General features: G+C 41.0%; 18 protein-coding genes. 14 read left to right on the forward strand and 4 right to left on the reverse strand.

Annotated features, from left to right (window positions below):
- Positions 1 to 1379 (reverse strand): ATP-dependent DNA helicase (locus tag VNZ46_RS17660; RefSeq protein WP_325561358.1); only part of this gene is annotated, 1379 nt, incomplete at its 3' end.
- 109 nt (positions 1380 to 1488) lie between these two features.
- Here VNZ46_RS17660 and VNZ46_RS17665 point away from each other — a divergent pair.
- The 7 genes from VNZ46_RS17665 to VNZ46_RS17695 all read left to right on the forward strand — a co-directional run bounded on the left by VNZ46_RS17665 (position 1489) and on the right by VNZ46_RS17695 (position 10763).
- A complete protein-coding gene (locus VNZ46_RS17665; RefSeq protein ID WP_325561359.1) occupies positions 1489 to 2088 on the forward strand; it encodes an RNA polymerase sigma-70 factor in 600 nt (199 codons plus the stop codon).
- 82 nt (positions 2089 to 2170) lie between these two features.
- Positions 2171 to 3187, forward strand: a complete 1017-nt coding sequence (locus VNZ46_RS17670) for a FecR family protein (protein WP_325561360.1) — start codon at positions 2171 to 2173, stop codon at positions 3185 to 3187.
- Between the two features lie 171 nt (positions 3188 to 3358).
- On the forward strand, positions 3359 to 6865 hold the full coding sequence (locus tag VNZ46_RS17675) for a TonB-dependent receptor (RefSeq protein WP_325561361.1): 3507 nt from the start codon (positions 3359 to 3361) through the stop codon (positions 6863 to 6865).
- Between the two features lie 11 nt (positions 6866 to 6876).
- Positions 6877 to 8463: a RagB/SusD family nutrient uptake outer membrane protein gene (locus tag VNZ46_RS17680; protein ID WP_325561362.1), complete on the forward strand. Its 1587-nt coding sequence runs from the start codon at positions 6877 to 6879 to the stop codon at positions 8461 to 8463.
- 29 nt (positions 8464 to 8492) lie between these two features.
- Complete coding sequence (locus VNZ46_RS17685; protein WP_325561363.1) at positions 8493 to 9614, forward strand: TlpA disulfide reductase family protein; 1122 nt, start codon at positions 8493 to 8495, stop codon at positions 9612 to 9614.
- A gap of 133 nt (positions 9615 to 9747) precedes the next feature.
- A complete protein-coding gene (locus tag VNZ46_RS17690) occupies positions 9748 to 10113 on the forward strand; it encodes a hypothetical protein (RefSeq protein ID WP_325561364.1) in 366 nt (121 codons plus the stop codon).
- A gap of 113 nt (positions 10114 to 10226) precedes the next feature.
- A complete protein-coding gene (locus tag VNZ46_RS17695; RefSeq protein ID WP_199075774.1) occupies positions 10227 to 10763 on the forward strand; it encodes a ferritin in 537 nt (178 codons plus the stop codon).
- 226 nt (positions 10764 to 10989) lie between these two features.
- On the opposite strand, the gene VNZ46_RS17700 is transcribed toward VNZ46_RS17695, so the two are convergent.
- Positions 10990 to 12087 (reverse strand): Atu1372/SO_1960 family protein, encoded by a 1098-nt coding sequence (locus tag VNZ46_RS17700; protein ID WP_325561365.1) that lies wholly within the window; start codon positions 12085 to 12087, stop codon positions 10990 to 10992.
- Between the two features lie 177 nt (positions 12088 to 12264).
- On the opposite strand from VNZ46_RS17700, the gene VNZ46_RS17705 reads away from it, so the two are divergent.
- The 6 genes from VNZ46_RS17705 (at position 12265) to VNZ46_RS17730 (ending at position 16485) form a co-directional block, all read left to right on the forward strand.
- Entirely contained in the window at positions 12265 to 13044 is a 780-nt protein-coding gene (locus tag VNZ46_RS17705) for an AraC family transcriptional regulator (protein WP_199075777.1), read from the forward strand.
- A gap of 288 nt (positions 13045 to 13332) precedes the next feature.
- A complete protein-coding gene (locus VNZ46_RS17710) occupies positions 13333 to 13707 on the forward strand; it encodes a hypothetical protein (protein ID WP_325561366.1) in 375 nt (124 codons plus the stop codon).
- A gap of 80 nt (positions 13708 to 13787) precedes the next feature.
- The gene (locus tag VNZ46_RS17715; RefSeq protein ID WP_325561367.1) at positions 13788 to 14225 is read left to right on the forward strand and encodes a hypothetical protein; all 438 of its coding nucleotides are present in this window, start codon (positions 13788 to 13790) and stop codon (positions 14223 to 14225) included.
- Positions 14222 to 14860, forward strand: coding sequence for an SCO family protein (locus VNZ46_RS17720; RefSeq protein WP_325561368.1), 639 nt, complete (start codon positions 14222 to 14224; stop codon positions 14858 to 14860). The genes VNZ46_RS17715 and VNZ46_RS17720 overlap by 4 nt, the downstream gene beginning before the upstream one ends.
- A 124-nt stretch (positions 14861 to 14984) precedes the next feature.
- The gene (locus VNZ46_RS17725; protein ID WP_325561369.1) at positions 14985 to 15455 is read left to right on the forward strand and encodes a low affinity iron permease family protein; all 471 of its coding nucleotides are present in this window, start codon (positions 14985 to 14987) and stop codon (positions 15453 to 15455) included.
- Positions 15456 to 15510: 55 nt separating this feature from the next.
- Positions 15511 to 16485, forward strand: a complete 975-nt coding sequence (locus tag VNZ46_RS17730; RefSeq protein ID WP_325561370.1) for a D-glycerate dehydrogenase — start codon at positions 15511 to 15513, stop codon at positions 16483 to 16485.
- On the opposite strand, the gene VNZ46_RS17735 is transcribed toward VNZ46_RS17730, so the two are convergent.
- Together VNZ46_RS17735 and VNZ46_RS17740 are read right to left on the reverse strand one after the other, a co-directional pair.
- A complete protein-coding gene (locus VNZ46_RS17735) occupies positions 16482 to 16784 on the reverse strand; it encodes a chaperone modulator CbpM (RefSeq protein ID WP_325561371.1) in 303 nt (100 codons plus the stop codon). The two genes, VNZ46_RS17730 and VNZ46_RS17735, sit on opposite strands and share 4 nt — an antisense overlap.
- A gap of 5 nt (positions 16785 to 16789) precedes the next feature.
- Positions 16790 to 17695, reverse strand: coding sequence for a J domain-containing protein (locus VNZ46_RS17740; protein WP_325561372.1), 906 nt, complete (start codon positions 17693 to 17695; stop codon positions 16790 to 16792).
- A 173-nt stretch (positions 17696 to 17868) separates the two neighbouring features.
- On the opposite strand from VNZ46_RS17740, the gene VNZ46_RS17745 reads away from it, so the two are divergent.
- Positions 17869 to 19658 (forward strand): M1 family aminopeptidase (locus VNZ46_RS17745; protein WP_325561373.1); only part of this gene is annotated, 1790 nt, incomplete at its 3' end.

Genomic DNA, 19658 nt, shown 5'->3' on the forward strand with positions numbered 1-19658 from the left:
ATATACTTTTCCTGTTCTGTAACCAGGATATTGCTGAGTTCTTCTTCTTTTGCAGGTTTCATGTAGTTCAGGACTTCTGGATTGGACCTTAAACTTTCTGTGGTGATCTTCGATTTCAGAATCAGGCCCTGAAGAGTTCTCACACGGCTTAAGGCCACATATACCTGCCCGGCAACGAAAGATTTTCCAGCATCAATAATGGCGCTGTCGAAAGTGAGTCCCTGACTTTTGTGAATCGTTACTGCCCAGGCCAGTTTGATAGGATACTGAGAGAATTCGCCTACTTGTTGTTGTACAATGGCTTCTTCGGTATCTGTTTTGTATTCGAAAGATTGCCACGACGATTTTTCCAGTAACAGGTCCTCTTCCTGTGGAAAAGAGATGATGATCTCTCCGTCGATAATCGATTTTACCTTTCCAATCTTGCCGTTATAGAACTTTCGGTTGTCGCCGGTATCGTTCTTAATGAACATGATCTGCGCACCTTCCTTTAATTTTAAACTCTGTTCGGCCTGAAGATTCAGGTCACGGAATTCCCCGCTGATCTCTCCTTCAAAAGTGTATTCCGGGCCCTGCAGTTCATCCAGTTTCTCTTTATTGATGGTGTTGGCTTCTGCGTTGTGCGAGGTAATGATGATGGGATTGAGCTCGTTAGAAGCGCTAAAAGAAGGTTCATATCTTTGGTTTAACAGACTCAGGTCATTCTCATTGATCCGGTTGTTCCTGATGTCATTCAGGATATTTATAAATTCAGGTTCCGTTTGACGGAATACATTGGTGAGCTCGATCTGGAGCAAGGGATTTCTTCTGATCACCAAAGCCTCGAAAAAATAAGGAGATGCATAAGCCCGGTTCAAAAAAGCCCAGTCTTCTCTCTTGGTTACTGGCGGGAGCTGGTATAAATCGCCAATCAATAGCACTTGTACGCCTCCAAACGGCAGGTTGTTTTTTCTTACGGTTCTGAGAATGGCATCTATAACGTCAAGTAGATCACAACGTACCATGGATACCTCATCAACAACCAGTAGTTCCAATTCGTTGAAAAGCTTGGTTTTTTCCCGGGTGTAACTGAGGTCTGAAACCATAGAACTGATGGAAAGGATGCCGGCCTGAAGGTTTTCCAGGCTAATGTCACCTGGGAAAAATGAGCCCGGGGGCAGTTGAAAGAAGGAGTTGATGGTTACACCTTTTGCATTCATGGCGGCCACTCCGGTTGGAGCAACAATGACGATCTTTTTAGCGCTGGTTTCCTTTATTTTTCTCAATAATGTGGTCTTTCCTGTTCCGGCTTTTCCGGTAAGAAAAATATTCTGATTGGTGGTGTCGATAAAAGAAAGGACTTTGTCGAAAATGTCATTTGTGGAACCGGTCGTACTCATTTTACAAATTTAGGGGAATTTTCTTTTCCGGGAGCGAATGTTGAAATGTATATTATAGTAAAATGGTAGTGTTTATTAGAATTAATTTATTTATCAATACCTTAGCTTCGTGTTAATCAGAAAAGACGATTCGGAGCAGGAAATATTGGAATTCGTGGCCAATGGAAACGAGTCTGCCTTTAAGATGCTCTTCGAACGCTATCAGCATAAAGTTTACGGTTATGCTTTCAGGATTATTCATGAGGAAGCCGCCGCAGAAGAAGTTGTTCAGGATGTATTTTTAAAAATCTGGTTAAAAAGGGCAGAGCTTAGGGATGTGGAGAATTTTGGAGCTTATTTAAGGACGATGAGCCGCAACCACACACTGAACATTTGGAAAAAGCATTTGGCAACCATCAAAACGAATCTCCTGCATACAGAAAACTGGACCGAAGGCTATGATCAGGTAGAGGAAGAGATCAGCTATAAAGATACCCTTAAGATTGTTCATAAGGCCCTGGAAAATCTTCCGCCGCAACAAAGGCAAATCTATTACATGTGCCGTATTGAAGGGATTAAGCCAGAAGAAGTTGCCATTCAGCTGAACATTTCTAAAAACACAGTAAAAGCGCATCTGCAACAAGCCGGTAAAACTATGCGAAGCTATCTTTCTGGTCATAATGAACTGATGGGGGTATTGGTTCTGCTCTCGCTTTTTAAGTCCATCTAAAATTATTTTAAAATATTTTCTGTTTTAACTAATCCTTTTTTGTCCCGGCCTTGTCATCAGTTAAAAGGACCTTTTTAAATCGATGGAAGAGACCAGACTCAATTACTTGTATCATAAAAACCTGCAGCAGGCCTGTACAAAAACAGAATTGCTGGAGCTCGAGGCATTTATCCAGGATCCGGACCATGCTTTCCAACTCGAATGTCTTATGAATGCGAGCTGGGACGTTCAAACGGAAGTAAAACTGTCTGAAGACACTTCTTCCAGGATTTTTCAACATATTGTGCAGCAGGATCAGGTGCCAGCCAATCCACGCAGATTCAATTGGAGGCCTTTTCTTAAGGTAGCGGCAGCGGTGCTCCTGTTGGTTTCAGCTGGGCTTTTGATTAAATACAAGTGGGCACCGCCTTCATCAGAACCCATATCCCTGGTGACTACAGGTAGTCAAATCCGAAGCACCATCACCGCTTCAGATAAACATCAGCTTGTTAAATTGCCTGATGGGAGTACTGTTGTCTTGAATCAAAATAGTAAACTTGAATATCCGGCCGTATTTGGAAAGACAAGAGAAGTTGTTTTAACAGGTGAAGGATATTTTGACGTGAAACATGATCAGGAAAAGTCCTTCATTGTCCATACCGGAAAAATTAAAACCACTGTTTTAGGAACTGCTTTTAACATTAAGGCCTATTCTAACGAAGAAAAGGTTACGGTAACGGTAACCCGGGGCAAGGTGAGTGTGCAGGATCAGAAGCAAACCCTGGGTGTAATTACGCCTAACCAGCAATTGGTGTTTAATAAAACAGAGGAGAAAAAGGTTCAGCTTAATGTGCCTGCGCTCAAAGCCATAGAATGGCAAGCCAAAGACCTTTTCTTTGATGATATGACCATGGAACAGGCTGCCAGGCTGCTGGAACAACGTTTCAGTGTGAAAATTGCTTTTGCGAATAATGCGGTAAAAAAATGCAGGTTTACCGGAACCATACTTAAAGCAGAAAAGATAGAGTCCGTACTTGACCTGCTTTGTTCCTTCAATAGTTCCAGTTACGAATTTCGTAAAGGTATATATGTAATCTCTGGAACAGGATGTAATGACTAAAACAATTAATCAATTAAACCATAAACCAACCAAAACATGAAAGAAATCTACCCCCTGCTGATATAGAAAAAAGGCTCTCCATATAAATAGAGAGCCCAAATTTGCTTCCGGTTGCAGCCGAAAGCAAACGCGCTTTAAATAATTTTTCGACCACTTAAAACATTCAAAAGTATGATTTTTTCTGCACAAAAAGCAGAAGGCAGGCATGGATATTACCCTTTCCATGGCGCTGCCTTTGATAAACGATATTTAATTCGTCAGGTTATGCGTATCAGCTTAGTAATCGCTATTTTATCCATTACATCGATGCAGTTCCTTTTTGCATTGAATGTTAAAGCACAATCTATTAGTAACGTCCATATTTCGGTCCAGCTTAACCAGGAGTCTTTCCTCTCTGTCATTGATAAAATTGAGAAGAACACGCCTTTTCGGTTTTTGTACAGGAACGAGGAGGTTAAAGAGTTAAATACATTGACTTTAAACTATAAGGACCGGACCGTTGAAGAGGTTTTACAAATTTTGTTGAGCAATACCTCCTTTAGTTTTAAACAGGTAGGTCAAAATATCCTGATTACCAAAAGGAAAGAAATTTTACCTGCAAATCTGGGCAAGCATATTCCAATCCGGTTAGGTGGGCAGGTTGTGGATGAAGAAGGGATTCCTTTGGGTGGGGTTACCGTAATGCTCAAAGGGAGCAATAAATATTCGACTGCTACGGATGAAAACGGGCATTTTTCACTGGAGATCCCTGATCAGAACAGCCGGTATCTTGTCTTTACACATTTAGGCTTTACAACTAAAGAAGTCTTTTATGACAAAGAAGTATCTCAGAAGATTGTATTGAGTTATGCTTCTGGAAATTTAATGGAAGTGGTGGTATTGGGATACACAAGCCAAAAGAAGGTATCGATTACAGGTTCTGTTGCTACAGTGAGTGGGGAGGAGCTAAAGCAGAGCCCTTCGGCTAATGTTTCCAATTCTTTGGCAGGACGTTTACCTGGTCTTATTGCTTATCAGGGCTCGGGGCAGCCAGGTTATGACGATTCCCGTTTATTGGTGCGGGGGCTGAGTTCCAGTACCAATTCTTCTCCTTTAATCGTCATAGATGGAATTCCGCAAGAGGCTGTAGATCGTTCCGGTAATATTGCTACTGCACAGCTACCACATATTGATCCCAATGATATTGCATCTATTTCTGTTCTTAAAGATGCTGGAACAGCTGCGGTATATGGAGCAAGAGCCGCCAATGGGGTCATTTTAATTACGACTAAAAGAGGAGAGCAAGGTAAAACAGTATTAAATTATACTTTTAACGGAGGCTGGCAAAAACCCACCCAACTTGCTAAACTGGTTGATTCCTATACTTATGCAACGCTGGCCAATGAATTATATCATAACGAAGGTAGTTTTAATCCCTCTGCAGGTAAGGGGTATACTGATGCTCAGCTCGAAATGATCAAGAGCGGTTCAAATCCAGATCTGTACGCAAATACCAACTGGTACTCTGCATTGATGAAGTCATCTGCATTTCAGCAGCGTCATAATCTAAGTTTGAACGGAGGAACTGAAAAATCAAAATACTTTATCTCTGCTGGTTACCTTGATCAGGATGGCGCTTATGCTATTTCCGGCTATAAACAATACTCTTTAAGGTCTAACCTGGATGCAGATATCAATAAGAATCTGAAATTGAGCTTAAACCTTAATGGCCGGCAGGAAAAATATACGGGGCAATCTGCAAATGGTGTAACCAGTTATTACAGAGAAATTTCGCCATTGGTGCCCAGTCAGTTCTCGAATGGGCTATATAACTACGTCACTATTCCCAATGGCTTCAGTACATTGGTTAACGGAAGTCCTTACTTAATGGCGAATGGTGCTAACGGTTATTCCGTATCAACTCAAAATGTATTTGAAAGTGTAGGATCCCTGATCTATACTATGCCTTTTGTTCCTGGACTTTCTGCTAAAGGAACCTTATCTTATAACAAGTATTATGGAACATCTAAGACTTTTAATCAGCCCTATTTAACCGCGATACGCAATAATGATGGTAGCTATAGTACCAAAACCACCGGGCAAACCAAAGCTTCACTAACAGAAACCTTTAATCAGAGGGAAACTTTAGTGGCAGAAGCCTCCCTGAATTATCAACGTACATTTGGTAGGCATGCCATCAGTGCTATGGCTCTGTATACGCAGACACAGAATCAGGGCGATTATCTTCTTGGTTCCAGAACCAACTTTCCTTCAGCGGCAATAGATCAGCTTTTTGCTGGAGATCCTACTACAGCGGTCACTACGGGAACTGCCTTTAAAAATGCACGGCAGAGTGCGGTTGGAAGAGTTAGTTATAATTATGAAGGCAAATATCTTTTTGAATCCAGTTTCAGATATGATGGGTCGGATGTTTTTCCCAAGTCTGACCGTTTTGGTTTTTTTCCTTCTGTTTCTGCGGGCTGGATACTGTCTGAAGAGTCCTTTCTAAAGGATGTTAAAACTATTAATTTTTTGAAAATCAGAGCTTCTTATGGTCAATTGGGTAATGACCGGGTTGGGCAATACCAATACTTGAACACGTATAGTCTGGGTACCGGTCTCGACGGTTATTATACTTTTGGGAACGTCGACTTACAGGCCTTGGTACCAGGCGTAATTCCAAATGTTTCTTTTACCTGGGAAAAAGCCAATATCGTGAACCTGGGATTTGAAGCAAAACTATTCAATAACCTGCTGGGTATTGAATTTGACGCCTTCCATAAACGTACGAAAGATATACTTTCTACCCGAGCCTTCTCTGTACCTGCTACAGTAGGTGGTTCACTGCCATCTGAAAATCTTGCGGTAGTTGACAATAATGGAATAGAGGTAGCCATTACACATGAGAACAAAATTGGACAAGTCAGATATTCAGTAAAACCAAACCTTACGCTTAACAAAAATAAGCTGATTTATACGCCTGAGCCGGCTGGTTATCTGTCTTATCAAAGTGCTATAGGGAGGCCACTCACCATTTTACCTTATGGTATGTCCAGTTTCTTAGGTTATGTGGCAGAGGGTTTATACCAAAGTGCTGAGGAAATTAAAGCTGGTCCAACACCGTTGTATTCAAATGCGGCTCCTGGAGATATAAAATATAAAGATCTTAACGGAGATGGTAAAATCACACCAGCTGACCGGACTGTAATGGGAAAAGGAGATTATCCGGGAATTGTTTACGGACTTAGCCTGGGTGCTTCCTATAAAGGATTTGATTTGAATCTATTGATCCAGGGCGCTGCAAACGTTCAAAAATATATGACCGGACTGAGTGAATGGGCGTTCACCAATAATGGGGTGCCCTCTGAAAAACATCTGGACCGATGGACACCTTCCAACCCTAATGCGAGCTATCCAAGATTGTTTAGTGCCAATTTGAATAACCAGGCACCCTCCACCTATTGGCTTCAAAATGGATCTTATGCCCGTTTAAAGAATCTTGAGCTGGCCTATAATCTTCCGGCCTCCGTATTGTCGAAGGTTAAGCTTTCCAGCGTGAGGATCTATGTGAGCGGAACCAACCTGTTTACCGTTACCGGATTAAAGGATGTGGATCCTGAGGCTGCTTTCTCAGCTTTTGGAGCGGATTCTTATCTGATCCAAAAGTTATACAATATTGGTTTAAGTGTTAAATTTTAAGAAATACACAGATGAAAAGATATTTAATAGTATTTACCCTGTTGCTGTTGGTTGTAGCCGGTTGCAAGAAGGATTTTCTGGACAGTAAACCCCTTGATAAATACAGTGATGAAGATGTTTGGAGGGACTCTACTTTGGCAGGTTTATTCCTCAACAACCTATATGCAACACTTCCTACGCAATTTGGAGGGACCATGACAGATGCTTATACAGATGAATTGTATTCCAGCGGAAATGTGAGCATCTATAATGGGACATTTCTGGCTTCGAGTGTCCCGTATTCCATTTCAAATGCTTATGACTATTCATATACGAGCATCAGAAGGTGTAATATTTACCTTGAAAATGTAAACCGGTTGCCAGCCAGTACTGCTTTTAAGAAAAAAACAGCAGATCAGGCCAGGTTCATCAGGGCTTTTCAGTATGCCAACCTGATCAATTATTTTGGTTCAGTGCCTTTGATTACTCATGCTCAGAATCTGGATGAAAATTTAAATGTTGCCCGAAACAGTTATCAGGAGGTTGTTAACTTTATTGTAGCTGAAATGGATGCCATTAATACTGGGGCTAACCTTCCGTATAAATATACAGGTGCAGACGTTGGCCGTGTAACCCGGGGGGCGGCACTGGCGTTAAAAAGCAGGGTATTGTTGTATGCAGCAAGTTATAATGGAGAATGGCAGAAAGCTTATGACGCGGCAAAAGCTGTTGTTGCTGTAGCTGGATCAGCTGGTTATGGGCTGTTTCCAAAATACGGGGAGATGTTCTTTTCTGCTAATGATAACAATACTGAAGTAATCTTTGATCATCAGTATAAACAGAATTTTCAGGGCTATAACGTTCATTTTTACAATTTACCCTGGGGTTTGGTGCCTCCCGGACCAAATGCCTTAAATCAACCTACCCAAAATATTGTCAATGAATACGAAATGGCGAATGGTAAAATGATTACTGAATCTGGATCGGGGTATGACGAAACCAAACCCTATGCCAACCGTGATCCTAGATTCGACGCCAGTATATTGTATGATGGCTCTGTCTATACAGGGGTGAAATTGGATTTTAAGCCGGGTTCTAATTTTAATCCAGACTACGCAGCCCTGACTACAGGTTATGCGCTAAGAAAAATGGAAGATCCGGCTTTTAATCCATTTGATATGTCGGCAAGTTATGGAGGCGGACAGAACAATATTCTGATCAGGTATGGCGAAATTTTGCTCAATCTGGCTGAAGCATCTTTTGAATTGGGACAAACAGAAGAGGCGAGAACCTATGTAAACCAGGTTAGAGCCAGAGTAGGTATGCCACCTGTTGCTTCAGGGGCAATAAGCAGGGATAAGATCAGGCACGAGCGGACTATTGAACTTGCTTTTGAGGGCACTCGTTTATGGGACATCCGCAGATGGAAACTCGGGCCTGAAAAACTAGGAACACCACTTAACGGTATTTCTATTACCCAAACTGGCAATGGCCCTAGAGTATATACCCAGGTAAAAGTACAAGACAGAAACTTTGATCCTAAATTCTATCTTTTCCCAATTTACCAAACTGAAATTGACAAAAATCCTAACCTGAAACCTAATAACCCAGGCTGGTAATTGACCAAATCTTTAAAAATAAACAGAATATGAAATTTAAATTCGTGGCTATAGCCGCAACAGGGCTTTTTTGTGTTGGACAGGTTTCAGCGCAAAACAACAATTACGTCATAAAAGGAACCATAAAAGGAGCCTCATCGGGTAAAGTTTATTTGGAACATGAAAATGAGAATAAAAAAGTGATTACGGATTCGACTGTTTTAAGTTCGGAGGGGAATTTTCAATTCAAGGGAAAGGTGGTTAGCCCGCAATTTTATTCCATTAAGATGAAAGGGATTAAAAATCCCTCGACTTTTCTTTTGGAAAATGCAGCCATTACCTTTGCCGGATCGAAGGATTCTTTGAATAAAGCGGTCATTACCGGTTCTGAAAGCCAAAATGTTTATCTGGGTTTTTACAATGGTCCATGGAAGGCTATTACGAAAAAGGCCGGTGATATTTATCAGAGATTGGACAAGGTGGAGCAGGGGGGGAAGGTTAAACCAGACTCTTTGACCAGAGCTGGTTTTGATGGGGAATTCAGAGTTCTGGATACATTAAATCAGGCTGCTGTAAAGGATTATGTTAGTCAACACCCGGGATCGGTTGGCTCGGCCGCCATTATTTATGATCGTTTTATTGCTTATCCTAATTTTCCGGTAGCCAGATCTTTGTTTTCGATCTTAAGCCCGAAGGTACAGAAATCTTTAATTGGCCAACAGATCACCCATGCTTTTGCGCTGGATGAGAAAACGGCTACTGGTCAGATTGCTCCTGCAATTGCTATGGCAGATAAGGATGGAAAAATTGTTCATCTGTCTGATTTTAAAGGAAAATACGTAATGGTTGATTTCTGGGCAAGCTGGTGTGGGCCTTGCAGGAAAGAAAATCCAAATGTAGTAGCGGCCTATAAGAAATATCATGATAAAGGTTTTGAAGTGTTGGGTGTTTCACTGGACTCTAATAAAGAATCCTGGCTAAAGGCGATTGCTGCAGACGGATTGACCTGGACGCATGTTTCTGACTTGAAGGGCTGGGCAAATGCTGCGGCTGCTGAATATGGAGTGAAGGCTGTGCCTGCTAGTTTTTTGATAGGCCCGGACGGCAAAGTGGTCGGCAAGGATTTGAGAGGTGAGGCATTGAATAAGAAATTGGGTGAATTGATGAAGTAGAAGCCATTAGTCATCTTAAACAGGAAGAGATTTCCGGAGTATTGTTAAAAAGAGTGTCTTATTTAGAATTATTATATTTATAATTTGGATTAATTCTATATAATACTTTCCTTTGCATCATATTTAACAAATAATGCAAAACACAACTCTGGAAGTCTCTACTCATTTAGCCGAAGTTTATAGTACAATTAAGGGTGCTGTTTATCAGTCTGACAGTGAAAAATGCTGGTATGTTGACTTTGCAGGAAAGATGGCTAAATTTGACTACAGGAATATTCTTAAATTGAAAAAAGCAATCTATGCGATTGATATTGAAGAAATTTTACTGAACAGTTCAAAAACGGCTGATGTGGAGATTGTATTTATTTGTGCTTGTGAGCATTGTTACGTATTGACCCTGCTGGAGATCATTTCTTTTAAAGAATTGCTTGAAGGTACCTTTGTGATGTTAAGCCTGAACCAGATCCTGCACGATCGCTTATACAGAATAGCGGCTTAATTCCTGGCTTAACTGGTTTTAGACTCTTTCCATATTGTTCTCCGATGCTTTAATTTAAATTTATAGCACTATTTTTGATTTATACATTATTGAAAAAATTAAATCAAGAGGCCATGAAAGATATCATTCGAGTAAAAAGTTTAATCTCTGCAGATGTAGAGACTTTGTTAAACCAGCAGATCAAGAAAGAAGCGCAGTCTTCATCCGCTTATCTTTCTATGGCATCATGGTGTGACAGAAATGGTTTTGACAATTCTGCTGAATACTTTTTTAAACAGGCAGAAGAAGAAAGACAGCACCAGATGAAATTCTTCAGATATGTATTGGATATGGGAGGAACTGCTTTGTCTCCTGAAATTACCAATGTGAAGATAGAATACAATTCTTTCCGGGAAATTTTCGAAGAAGCCCTGGATCAGGAGATCAGCGTAACGCAGTCCATCAAAAATATAGCAGCGCGTTGCCATAAGGAACAGGATTACGTAACGGTAGAATTCTTAAACTGGTTCTTTAAAGAGCAAAGAGAAGAAGAATATAAAGCCAGAAGAGCCCTGGAATTGTTTGATCTGATTGGTGAAGAAGGTACAGGTAGATGGGAGATCGACAAACATGTGGGTAAAATCCACTACGGTAACGAAGCCGGAGAATAACAGACCAGTTTAATTCTGGTGAAATATAAAGCCTGTCAGCGCTAAAAACGCTGACAGGTTCATTTGTAAAATAGAACCAGATTAAAGTGGGAAAGAAAGATAAAGAACACAAAAAGCATTCTAAGAAAGATAAAAAGAAAAAGAAAGAATGCTGTGAGAAATACAAAAAGGGCAAAAGATGTGACAATTGCCCTTTCGGATAGGTTTAGAATGTTCTGTTTTTTACTTATTCCAATTCAAAAACAGCTTGAATCTCCACCGGAGAATTCATTGGCAGGGAAGAAGCCCCGATAGTTGCACGGGTGTGTAAACCCTTCTCCTTAAAAATACTCCCCAATAAGTCAGAAGCCTCATTCATGAGCATAGCATGTTTAGCATAGCCGGCAGGGGTATAGAAATATCCCGTCAATTGTACCGCTTGCTTAACATGGTCCAGGTTACCGCCTGCAGCCTCTTTTAATACTGCAAGAATATTAAGAAGCGTTTGCCTGGTGGCCATTTTTGCCTGTTCTTCGGTGACCTCTTCTTCAATCTTTCCGGCATATTCTATTTTTCCTTGTTTTAAAGCGATCTGATTAATGAAAACCAGTTTTCCTGATACTTTGTATGGTTTATAATTTCCGACTGGTTTAGGTGCGTCTGGGAGTGTAATGCCTAGTTTTCGCAATTGGGCTTCAATATGGTCGCTTTCCGGTAGTTTAGTATTCATGCTGTTTTTTAAAAGTTGCTGACCTTTTGCTGCTTTGGCCAATGCATAACCCTGTAATGTCGCTAATTGTAGTTCTCCCGAAGAGGGACGAGGAGATCCCGGGGCACCTGCCAGGGAGGTTGTACCAAATGAAGTATTGCCTTGTGGAATACTTTTGTCAATTTCTCCGCTCCCCATGATCCCGGTAGGGACCAGCGTCATTCCGTGAATAGCTAAAGTATTCCAGAATGAAAGTATAGCGGCTTCCCTTCCTGCTCCACTGCCTGCGGACATGAATACAGTAGCAGGAATACCCTCCAGTTTTCTTGCTGTCCAGATGGCCACAGACTGGTCCAGAAAATAACGCATATCCGCACTCATATTGCCAAAATGAACGGCTGAGCCAAAAGCGATACCGTCATAAGCGGTGAGGTCGCTAATATGAGCATAAGGGATATTAGCAAAAGGCATTTTACTTTCATTTTCCAGGCCTTTTATTCTGGGTACCTGTTTAAGGATGGCTTTTGTGCCTTCCAGTTTTTCAATCCCTGTTGCTATGGCCTGGGCCAATTTGTAAGTGCCACCCTGTTCTGTGTTAAATAGTACCAGTATACGGGTATCGGTTTGCTCTTTCATGACGGCTAGTGTGGTTAGAGGCAGGCTTGATAGGAATAAAATTCCTGCAAGGCAGCCTTTTTTAATTAAATCTATTAAACTCATATGGGTTTGTTCTTAAATAACAGAGGCAAAGGTCTGCAATATCACCTGTGTTTAAATATCTATCTTTGCCAATTACATGTTAAAAAACGACAAATGGATAAAGCGAGATTTTGTCATCTGACAGTAGATGCTGTAGATAAGGAGGCTTATGTTTGGCATGAAGCAGACTGGAAATTTTCCGAGGAGTGGCATACCCATCACATGGGGCAACTCATCTATGTAGAAAAGGGAGTTCAGTATTTACATACAGAAAACAGGACCTATCTTTTGCCTACTCACCACTGTGCCTGGATCCCTCCGGGAGTAGCGCACCGGAGTTCTTCACCAGCCAGTCAGGTATACCTTCGATGTCTTTTTTTTACGGTTAATGAGGAGCTGACTTTTTTTAAAGAACTGAACATTTTTCATACCCCAAAAGTGTTAAGGGAAATGATTTTTTTTACGGAGCAATGGTCAAGGCTGGAAGAAAAAGATCCGGTCGAATTTGACTTTTTGAGAGGGTTGAAAAGCATCCTTCCACTGAGCTTTAAACAGGCCATTCCACTGGCGCTTCCGGTGCCCCGGAACCCCCGTATTTCAGACATAGTCAGCTACCTTTCAGACCCACTTTCTGTACAGCTTAAATCAACTCAGATTGCAGCTCAATTTAACCTTTCCGTTCGTACGATGGAACGTCTGTTTAAGAAGGATACCGGGATCACTTTTGCCGGGTATGTTAAGCTGATGAAAATCATTAAGGCGGTAGAACTTTTGTCATTAGACGGAGAAAGCGTAAAGAGTGTAGCCTATAGGGTAGGGTACGAAAGCGTCTCTACTTTTAGCAATACTTTTTATGCTTTGCTTGGTGTGAGACCTCAAGATATGCTTGCTTAAAATCTAAAATACGGTAATAAATTTCTATATTAATTTTTAGTTTATTTAAATATCATAATTTATAGATATATAGATATTTAAAAAATGTTCCTAAAAATTTTTAGGAATTGAGTTTTTGTTTAGTTGATGGTTATAAATGCCTATTTGTCAATATTGTATTTTTGAATTTATAAAATTTGGCGCAGGAATGGCTCAACGTTTTTTTTAAGAAAAAACGGAAAATCTGGACTTAAATGAGTAAATAAATCTTCGCCTCGGAGCGTTCGTTTATGTATATTTGCGCTCAGAATGTTTACCCGTTTAACTGCAATATCACTGATCTTTTTTTCCCTCGCGGCGAATTTGTCGAGCTTATTTTTGTTCGCGGGTTATGAGCTGAACAGGGATTATATTGCTGAAGAATTTTGTGTAAATAAAGACAAACCTCAGCTGCACTGTAACGGAAAATGCTACCTCATGAAGAAGCTGAAACAAGCAGAAGAGAAGGAGCAGAAACAGGAAAAACAAGAGCAGAAAATGCTGGTTCAGGAAGCTCTTGTTCCACTCCGTATTGTGTTCAAAAGATACCTGGTCAGCGAGCGTCATTTTTATATTCCGGCAGGAACAGATTTGCCAAAATCAGATCCGGTTTCGGTCTTCCATCCGCCACCTGCTGCGGCTTAAAATTTTCATTTTTTTTTACCGTTTTTGGCACAGTGAATTGCTGCTGCTGAAAGAATTATTTACAACAAAATTAAGATACCATGAATAAAATATCAGGCGTACTGGCTTGTGCAATACTGGCTGTTGCGTGTACTCCGAAACCAGATTATAAAGCAGAACGCGACGAGGTCATGAAGTTCCATGATGTGGTGATGCAGGACCACGGGGTGGTGGTTAATAACCAGATGAAACTGGACTCCTTACTTAAAAATTTAACGGGTCTGAAAAAGAGCCGGCCCTCACTCGACACTGCAGCCGCAAGAAAAGAAATGGAGCAGTTAAAATCCAGTCTGGGTACTGCAGAAGACCGGATGAATGACTGGATGCATCAGTTTGAGCCGGATGTGACCGGAAAGTCAAACGAAGAAGCTATAAAGTACTTCAAGGAAGAAAAGTCGAAGATCACCAGTATTGATAGCTTGTATAAACAGGAGATAAAAACCTCAGGCGCTTACCTGGATAAATTGAAAAAATCATGAGGTTTAGTGGTTTGTTTATAGCAATTGCTTTTCTGTTTCTTATAAGCTGCAAAGATAAACCTCAGCGTTTACCTTTTTTACAGGCTGAGATCAACGAAAAGCTGGTGGAGGGTAAAACAGTTCAGGATACGATTTTTAAGACGATAGCGCCCTTTAAATTCCTTAATCAGGATAGCGTTGAGGTCACCAATAAAGATTTTGATGGGAAGATTTATGTGGCTGACTTCTTTTTTACCTCTTGTCCAACCATTTGCCCTACTATGCACCGGAATTTATTGAAGGTGTACAAGAAGTATGAAAATAATCCGGAGGTGAAACTTGCTTCGCATACCATAGATGCAAAATATGATGTTCCTTCAAGAATGAAAGCCTATGCCAGTAAATTGGGTATTAAAGGTACGCAGTGGGAATTTCTGTGGGGAAGCAGGGATGAAGTTTATGCGCTGGCGGAAAGAAACTATCTGGTTTCTGTAAAGGAAGATAAAGAATCGCCAGGTGGTTTTATCCATCAAGGTTATTTGGTACTGGTAGATAAAGAGAAACGGATCAGAGGAGCTTATGACGGTACTGTAGAAGAAGATGTGAAGAAGTTGATGGCGGATATGGATACTTTACTCCAGGAATATAAAAAGTAGATTAATGAGGATGTTCTGTAAGATCTCGCTAAGAAATGACCTCTTCTGAACATCCTCTTTTCTTTTAGAAAGATCGAAACTTTTAAGAACTGAAAATGTTGTAGGTTTTAAATTATTCTGCGACATGAAGAAATCTAAGGAAAGTTTGTTTGAGCGATTTTCTACTAAAATTACCTGCTGGACAGGTAGTTCAACAGCATTTGGAATTGCATTTACTGTTATACTGATCTGGGGTATTACAGGGCCGATCTTTCATTATTCGGATACCTGGCAGCTAATTATCAATACAGGCACTACGATTGTTACCTTTCTGATGGTGTTCCTGATTCAAAAATCTCAAAATAAAGATTCAAAAGCTATCCAGTTGAAATTGAATGAATTGATTGCTGCCAGCAGGTACGCAAGTAACCGGATGGTGGATATAGAGGACCTGACAGAGCTCGAACTGGATGTGCTGCATAAGTATTATCAGGAGCTTTCTGATAAAGCGGAAAGAGATCAGGATATTCATAAATCACATTCCATTGATAAAGCGAAGGATCTTGCAGAGGAAAAAGACCAGCTGAGAGAGAACTGGAAAAAAAAAGTTGATTAGATTAGGAAACCCTCATGTGGAGTCACTGATTGTTTCATTACTATAAAAAAATTAAATGAAAGTATTTATTCCGAGAATAATTCCAGAAGCGGGAATGAAACTGTTGAGAGAGGCAGGTTTGGAAGTGACCGTCTGGACAGAAAAAAGAGCGTTAAGTAAGCAGGAACTAATTGATCATTGTATAGGGAAAGATGCCCTGCTGAGTGTAAGCAGCAGGTTAGATGCTGCATTTTTAAATGCCTGCAGACATCTTAAGGTGATCGCTTTACACTCTGTGGGTTATGACAATGTAGATATAGAGGAAGCTACAAAACTAAAAATACCGGTCGGGAATACCCCGGGGGTCTTGAGTGCTGCGACAGCAGATACGGCGTTTTTACTGATGCTTGCTACCTCTCGTAAGGCTTTTTATATGCATAAACAGATTCAGCAGGGCAAGTGGGGCTTTTTTGAGCCTACAGCAAATCTTGGGATAGAGCTTTATGGGAAAACGCTTGGGGTGTACGGCCTGGGTAAGATCGGAACTGAAATGGCCAGACGCTGTAAGGGCGCTTATCATATGGATATCATTTATCATAACAGGCACCATAATGAAGAGGCGGAAAAGGAATTGGGAGCGGTAAAAGTCTCCTTCGATGAACTTGTTAAAAACAGCGATGTACTAACGGTTCATACCGCCCTTACGCCTAAAACCAGAGGTGTGTTTGATTATCATATCTTTAGCCGGATGAAGCCTGAAGCGGTATTTATCAATACGGCAAGAGGAGCAATACACAACGAAGAAGATCTTAAAAGAGCACTGGAAGAAGGTTTGATATGGGGTGCCGGATTGGATGTGACAAATCCGGAGCCTATGCATCCGGACAATCCTTTACTGGATATGCCAAATGTTTCCATATTGCCACATATTGGTTCTGCCACTGTGCAAACCCGGGATGCTATGGCCGTCCTGGCGGCAAAAAATATTATTGCCGGGTTAAAAGGTCAGCGACTTCCGAATATCGTAAACCCAGAGGTATACGAAAATTAAGCATTTTCATGAAGGTGGAGGCGGTTTCTTAGCCTGTCAATTTCGTGCTGCATATCACTGACCCGAGTTAAGAGATGTCTGATGGCATCAATTCCTTCGATATTGATGTGCAGGTCATAATGCAGGTGGATATACCGCTCTACCTCGCCAAACTGGTCTTCATGGATAAATTTATCGTTATCAATAAGAGTAAGTAATATAATTCCCGACTCTTCAAGAGAAATGATGAATTCCGGTTCTATATTATAATTGATGCAATATTCTGTGATTTTAATCAATTCTGGTTGCATAGATTCCATTTTATTTAAGATTTAGCCAGTTCTTTAAACAACTCTTGCTGTTTCTCTGTAAGATTAACCGGAATTTTTATGGTATAGGTTACAAAAAGGTTGCCAAATTCGCCCTCTTTTTTATACACAGGAAAGCCTTTTCCTTTTAATCTTACTTTGGTATTGTTCTGTGTGCCAGGTGCAATTTTTAGCTTTACTTTGCCGCTTAGGGTCTCTATTGTGGCTTCTCCACCCAGAACTGCAGTGTAAAGGTCAATCTCTACGGTTTCATATAAATCATCGTTTAAACGTTTGAATACCGGGTCGTCTGCAATGTTAAACGTGATGTATAAATCGCCGTTAGGGCCGCCGTTTACGCCGGGTGCACCCTGGCCTTTTAATTTAATGACCTGTGCGTGGGCAATACCAGCGGGTATAGTGATGCGAAGATTCTTGCCGTTTACAGTCAGGGTTCTTTTATGAGTAGTATATGCCTCCCTTAAAGGTAATTGTAGTTCAGCCTGGTAATCCTGTCCTTTATATTTAGTGCTGCTTCGTTGCGAACGTCCTGCTCCACCAAACATCGACTCGAAAAAATCAGAGAAATCGCCGCCGCCAAAATCCGCACCAGCATATCCCCCTCCTTCAAAAGGGTTTTGGCCAGTGTGTTGCTGCTGTGAACGCTGAGACTGTTTTGCTTTTTCAAATTCATCCGCATGTTTCCAATGCTCCCCATGTTCATCATATTTCTTGCGTTTTTCGGCATCGCTGAGCACTTCATTAGCTTCATTGATCAGCTGGAACTGTTTGTTTGCCTCTTTGTCGTTGGGATTTAAATCCGGGTGATATTTTCTTGCCAGCTTTCTGTAAGCTTTCTTGATTTCGTCAGCTGTGGCTTTCTTATCAATGCCCAGTATGTTGTAATAGTCAATAAATGCCATATAAATATAGGTCTGTTCTCAAATTTAATGATTAAAAGGCAGTTTTCTGAGTAATTGTCTTATCAAATTACAAACCAAACTACATATGTGTTTAAATTATTGTATTTTAGCTATAAGAAATTCCGCTCTTCCAGTAAAACCTTCATCTTTAATAACAAACGTTTATGTCCGGTATGCGTAAAACTCTCCTGTATCCCACATTTTTAACGCTCCTCCTGTTCACAAGTTATTCAGAAAGGTCGATTTGCCAGACTGCTAAAACAACCACTGAGCCTATCGTAGAAGTGGGTGTGTCCAAAAAACTTGCAGAGTACCGGAAATCGGTGATCAGTAAGGTACAGTATAGCCTGGAGTTTACGATTCCTGCACAGAAAAGTGAGGCCATACAGGCCAGGGCGGTATTGAATTTTCAGCTGGCCAGTTTAGCCTATCCATTGCAACTTGACTTTAAAGAAAATCCGGATAAGGTCAAGACCATCATGGTCAATAACAAACCTGTTGCTGTTCAGTTGGTGAAAGAACACCTGGTGATTGGCCAGAAATACCTTAAACCAGGAAAAAATGAGGTACGCATAGACTTTCAGGCAGGAGAGGGTGCTTTAAACAGAAATGCCGATTATCTGTATACTTTGTTTGTTCCAGACCGGGCCAGAACTGTTTTTCCATGTTTTGATCAGCCGGATCTGAAAGCCACCTTTGCGCTTACGCTGCGGATTCCTGAACAATGGAAAGCCCTGGCTAATGGTACTTTAAAAGACTCCGTTGTGAAGGACGGCCAGAAAACTTATCATTTTAAGACTTCGGATTTACTCAGTACCTATCTTTTCGCTTTTGCTGCCGGAGATTTCCGACAAACAGAGGGCTTGGTTTCTGCATTTAAAACTTCGTTTTTATTCAGAGAAACAGACACGGCGAAACTGAATAAAAGTATCCCGGAGATTTTTACCATTCATACAGATGCTCTAAAATACTTTCAGGAATGGACCGGGATCGCTTATCCTTTCCAAAAGTTTGGATTTGTGGCAATTCCGGATTTTCAATTCGGCGGTATGGAACACCCTGGAGCCATACAGTATAAAGCATCTTCACTTTTTCTGGATAACGGGGCTACAAAAGACCAGATTAATGCGAGAAATAATCTGATTGCTCATGAAACGGCTCATATGTGGTTTGGGGATATGGTGACGATGAACTGGTTTACTGATGTTTGGATGAAAGAGGTATTTGCCAATTTTATGGCAGACAAAAGCAATGCGGATGCAGGAGGAACAGATGAATTTGACCTGAAGTTTTTAGTAGATCATTTTCCTGCAGCCTATAATGTAGACCGTACAGCTGGTTCTAATCCCATCAGGCAGGATTTGGACAACCTAAAAGATGCGGGTAGTTTGTATGGAAATATCATTTATCATAAAGCTCCGGTTATGATGCGGCAACTGGAAAGGATGATGGGCGCTGAAATGTTCCAGAAAGGAGTTAGGGAATACCTGAAGAAATTTGCGGGTGGTAATGCATCCTGGCCGGATTTAATCAATATCCTTGGGAAATACGCACCTGTAGATCTGCAAACCTGGAATAAAGTGTGGGTCAACGAAACCGGCCGGCCCCTGATCGATTACAACCTGGAGGTCAAAGACAACAAGATCACCAGTTTTGTCATCACTCAGAAGCCAGAATATGGAAATAAACGCGTTTGGCCACAGATTTTTGAACTGACCTTTTTTTATCCCAATTATAGCCAGGAAATCAGCGTACAGTTAAATGATGGAAAATTAAACCTGAAAGAGGTTGCAGGTATGGAGAAACCCTCCTTTATTCTGTTCAATTCTTCCGGGCAAGGATATGGAGTCTGGCCGGTTGATACGGCGATGTTTAAAAGCCTGTACAAAATGGAAAAGCCTTTGAGGAGAGCTTCTGCCTACATTTCTATGTATGAGAATATGCTTAATGGAAAAACCATTGA

It is taken from the genome of Pedobacter sp. (genome assembly GCF_035566355.1).
GTDB lineage: Bacteria > Bacteroidota > Bacteroidia > Sphingobacteriales > Sphingobacteriaceae > Pedobacter.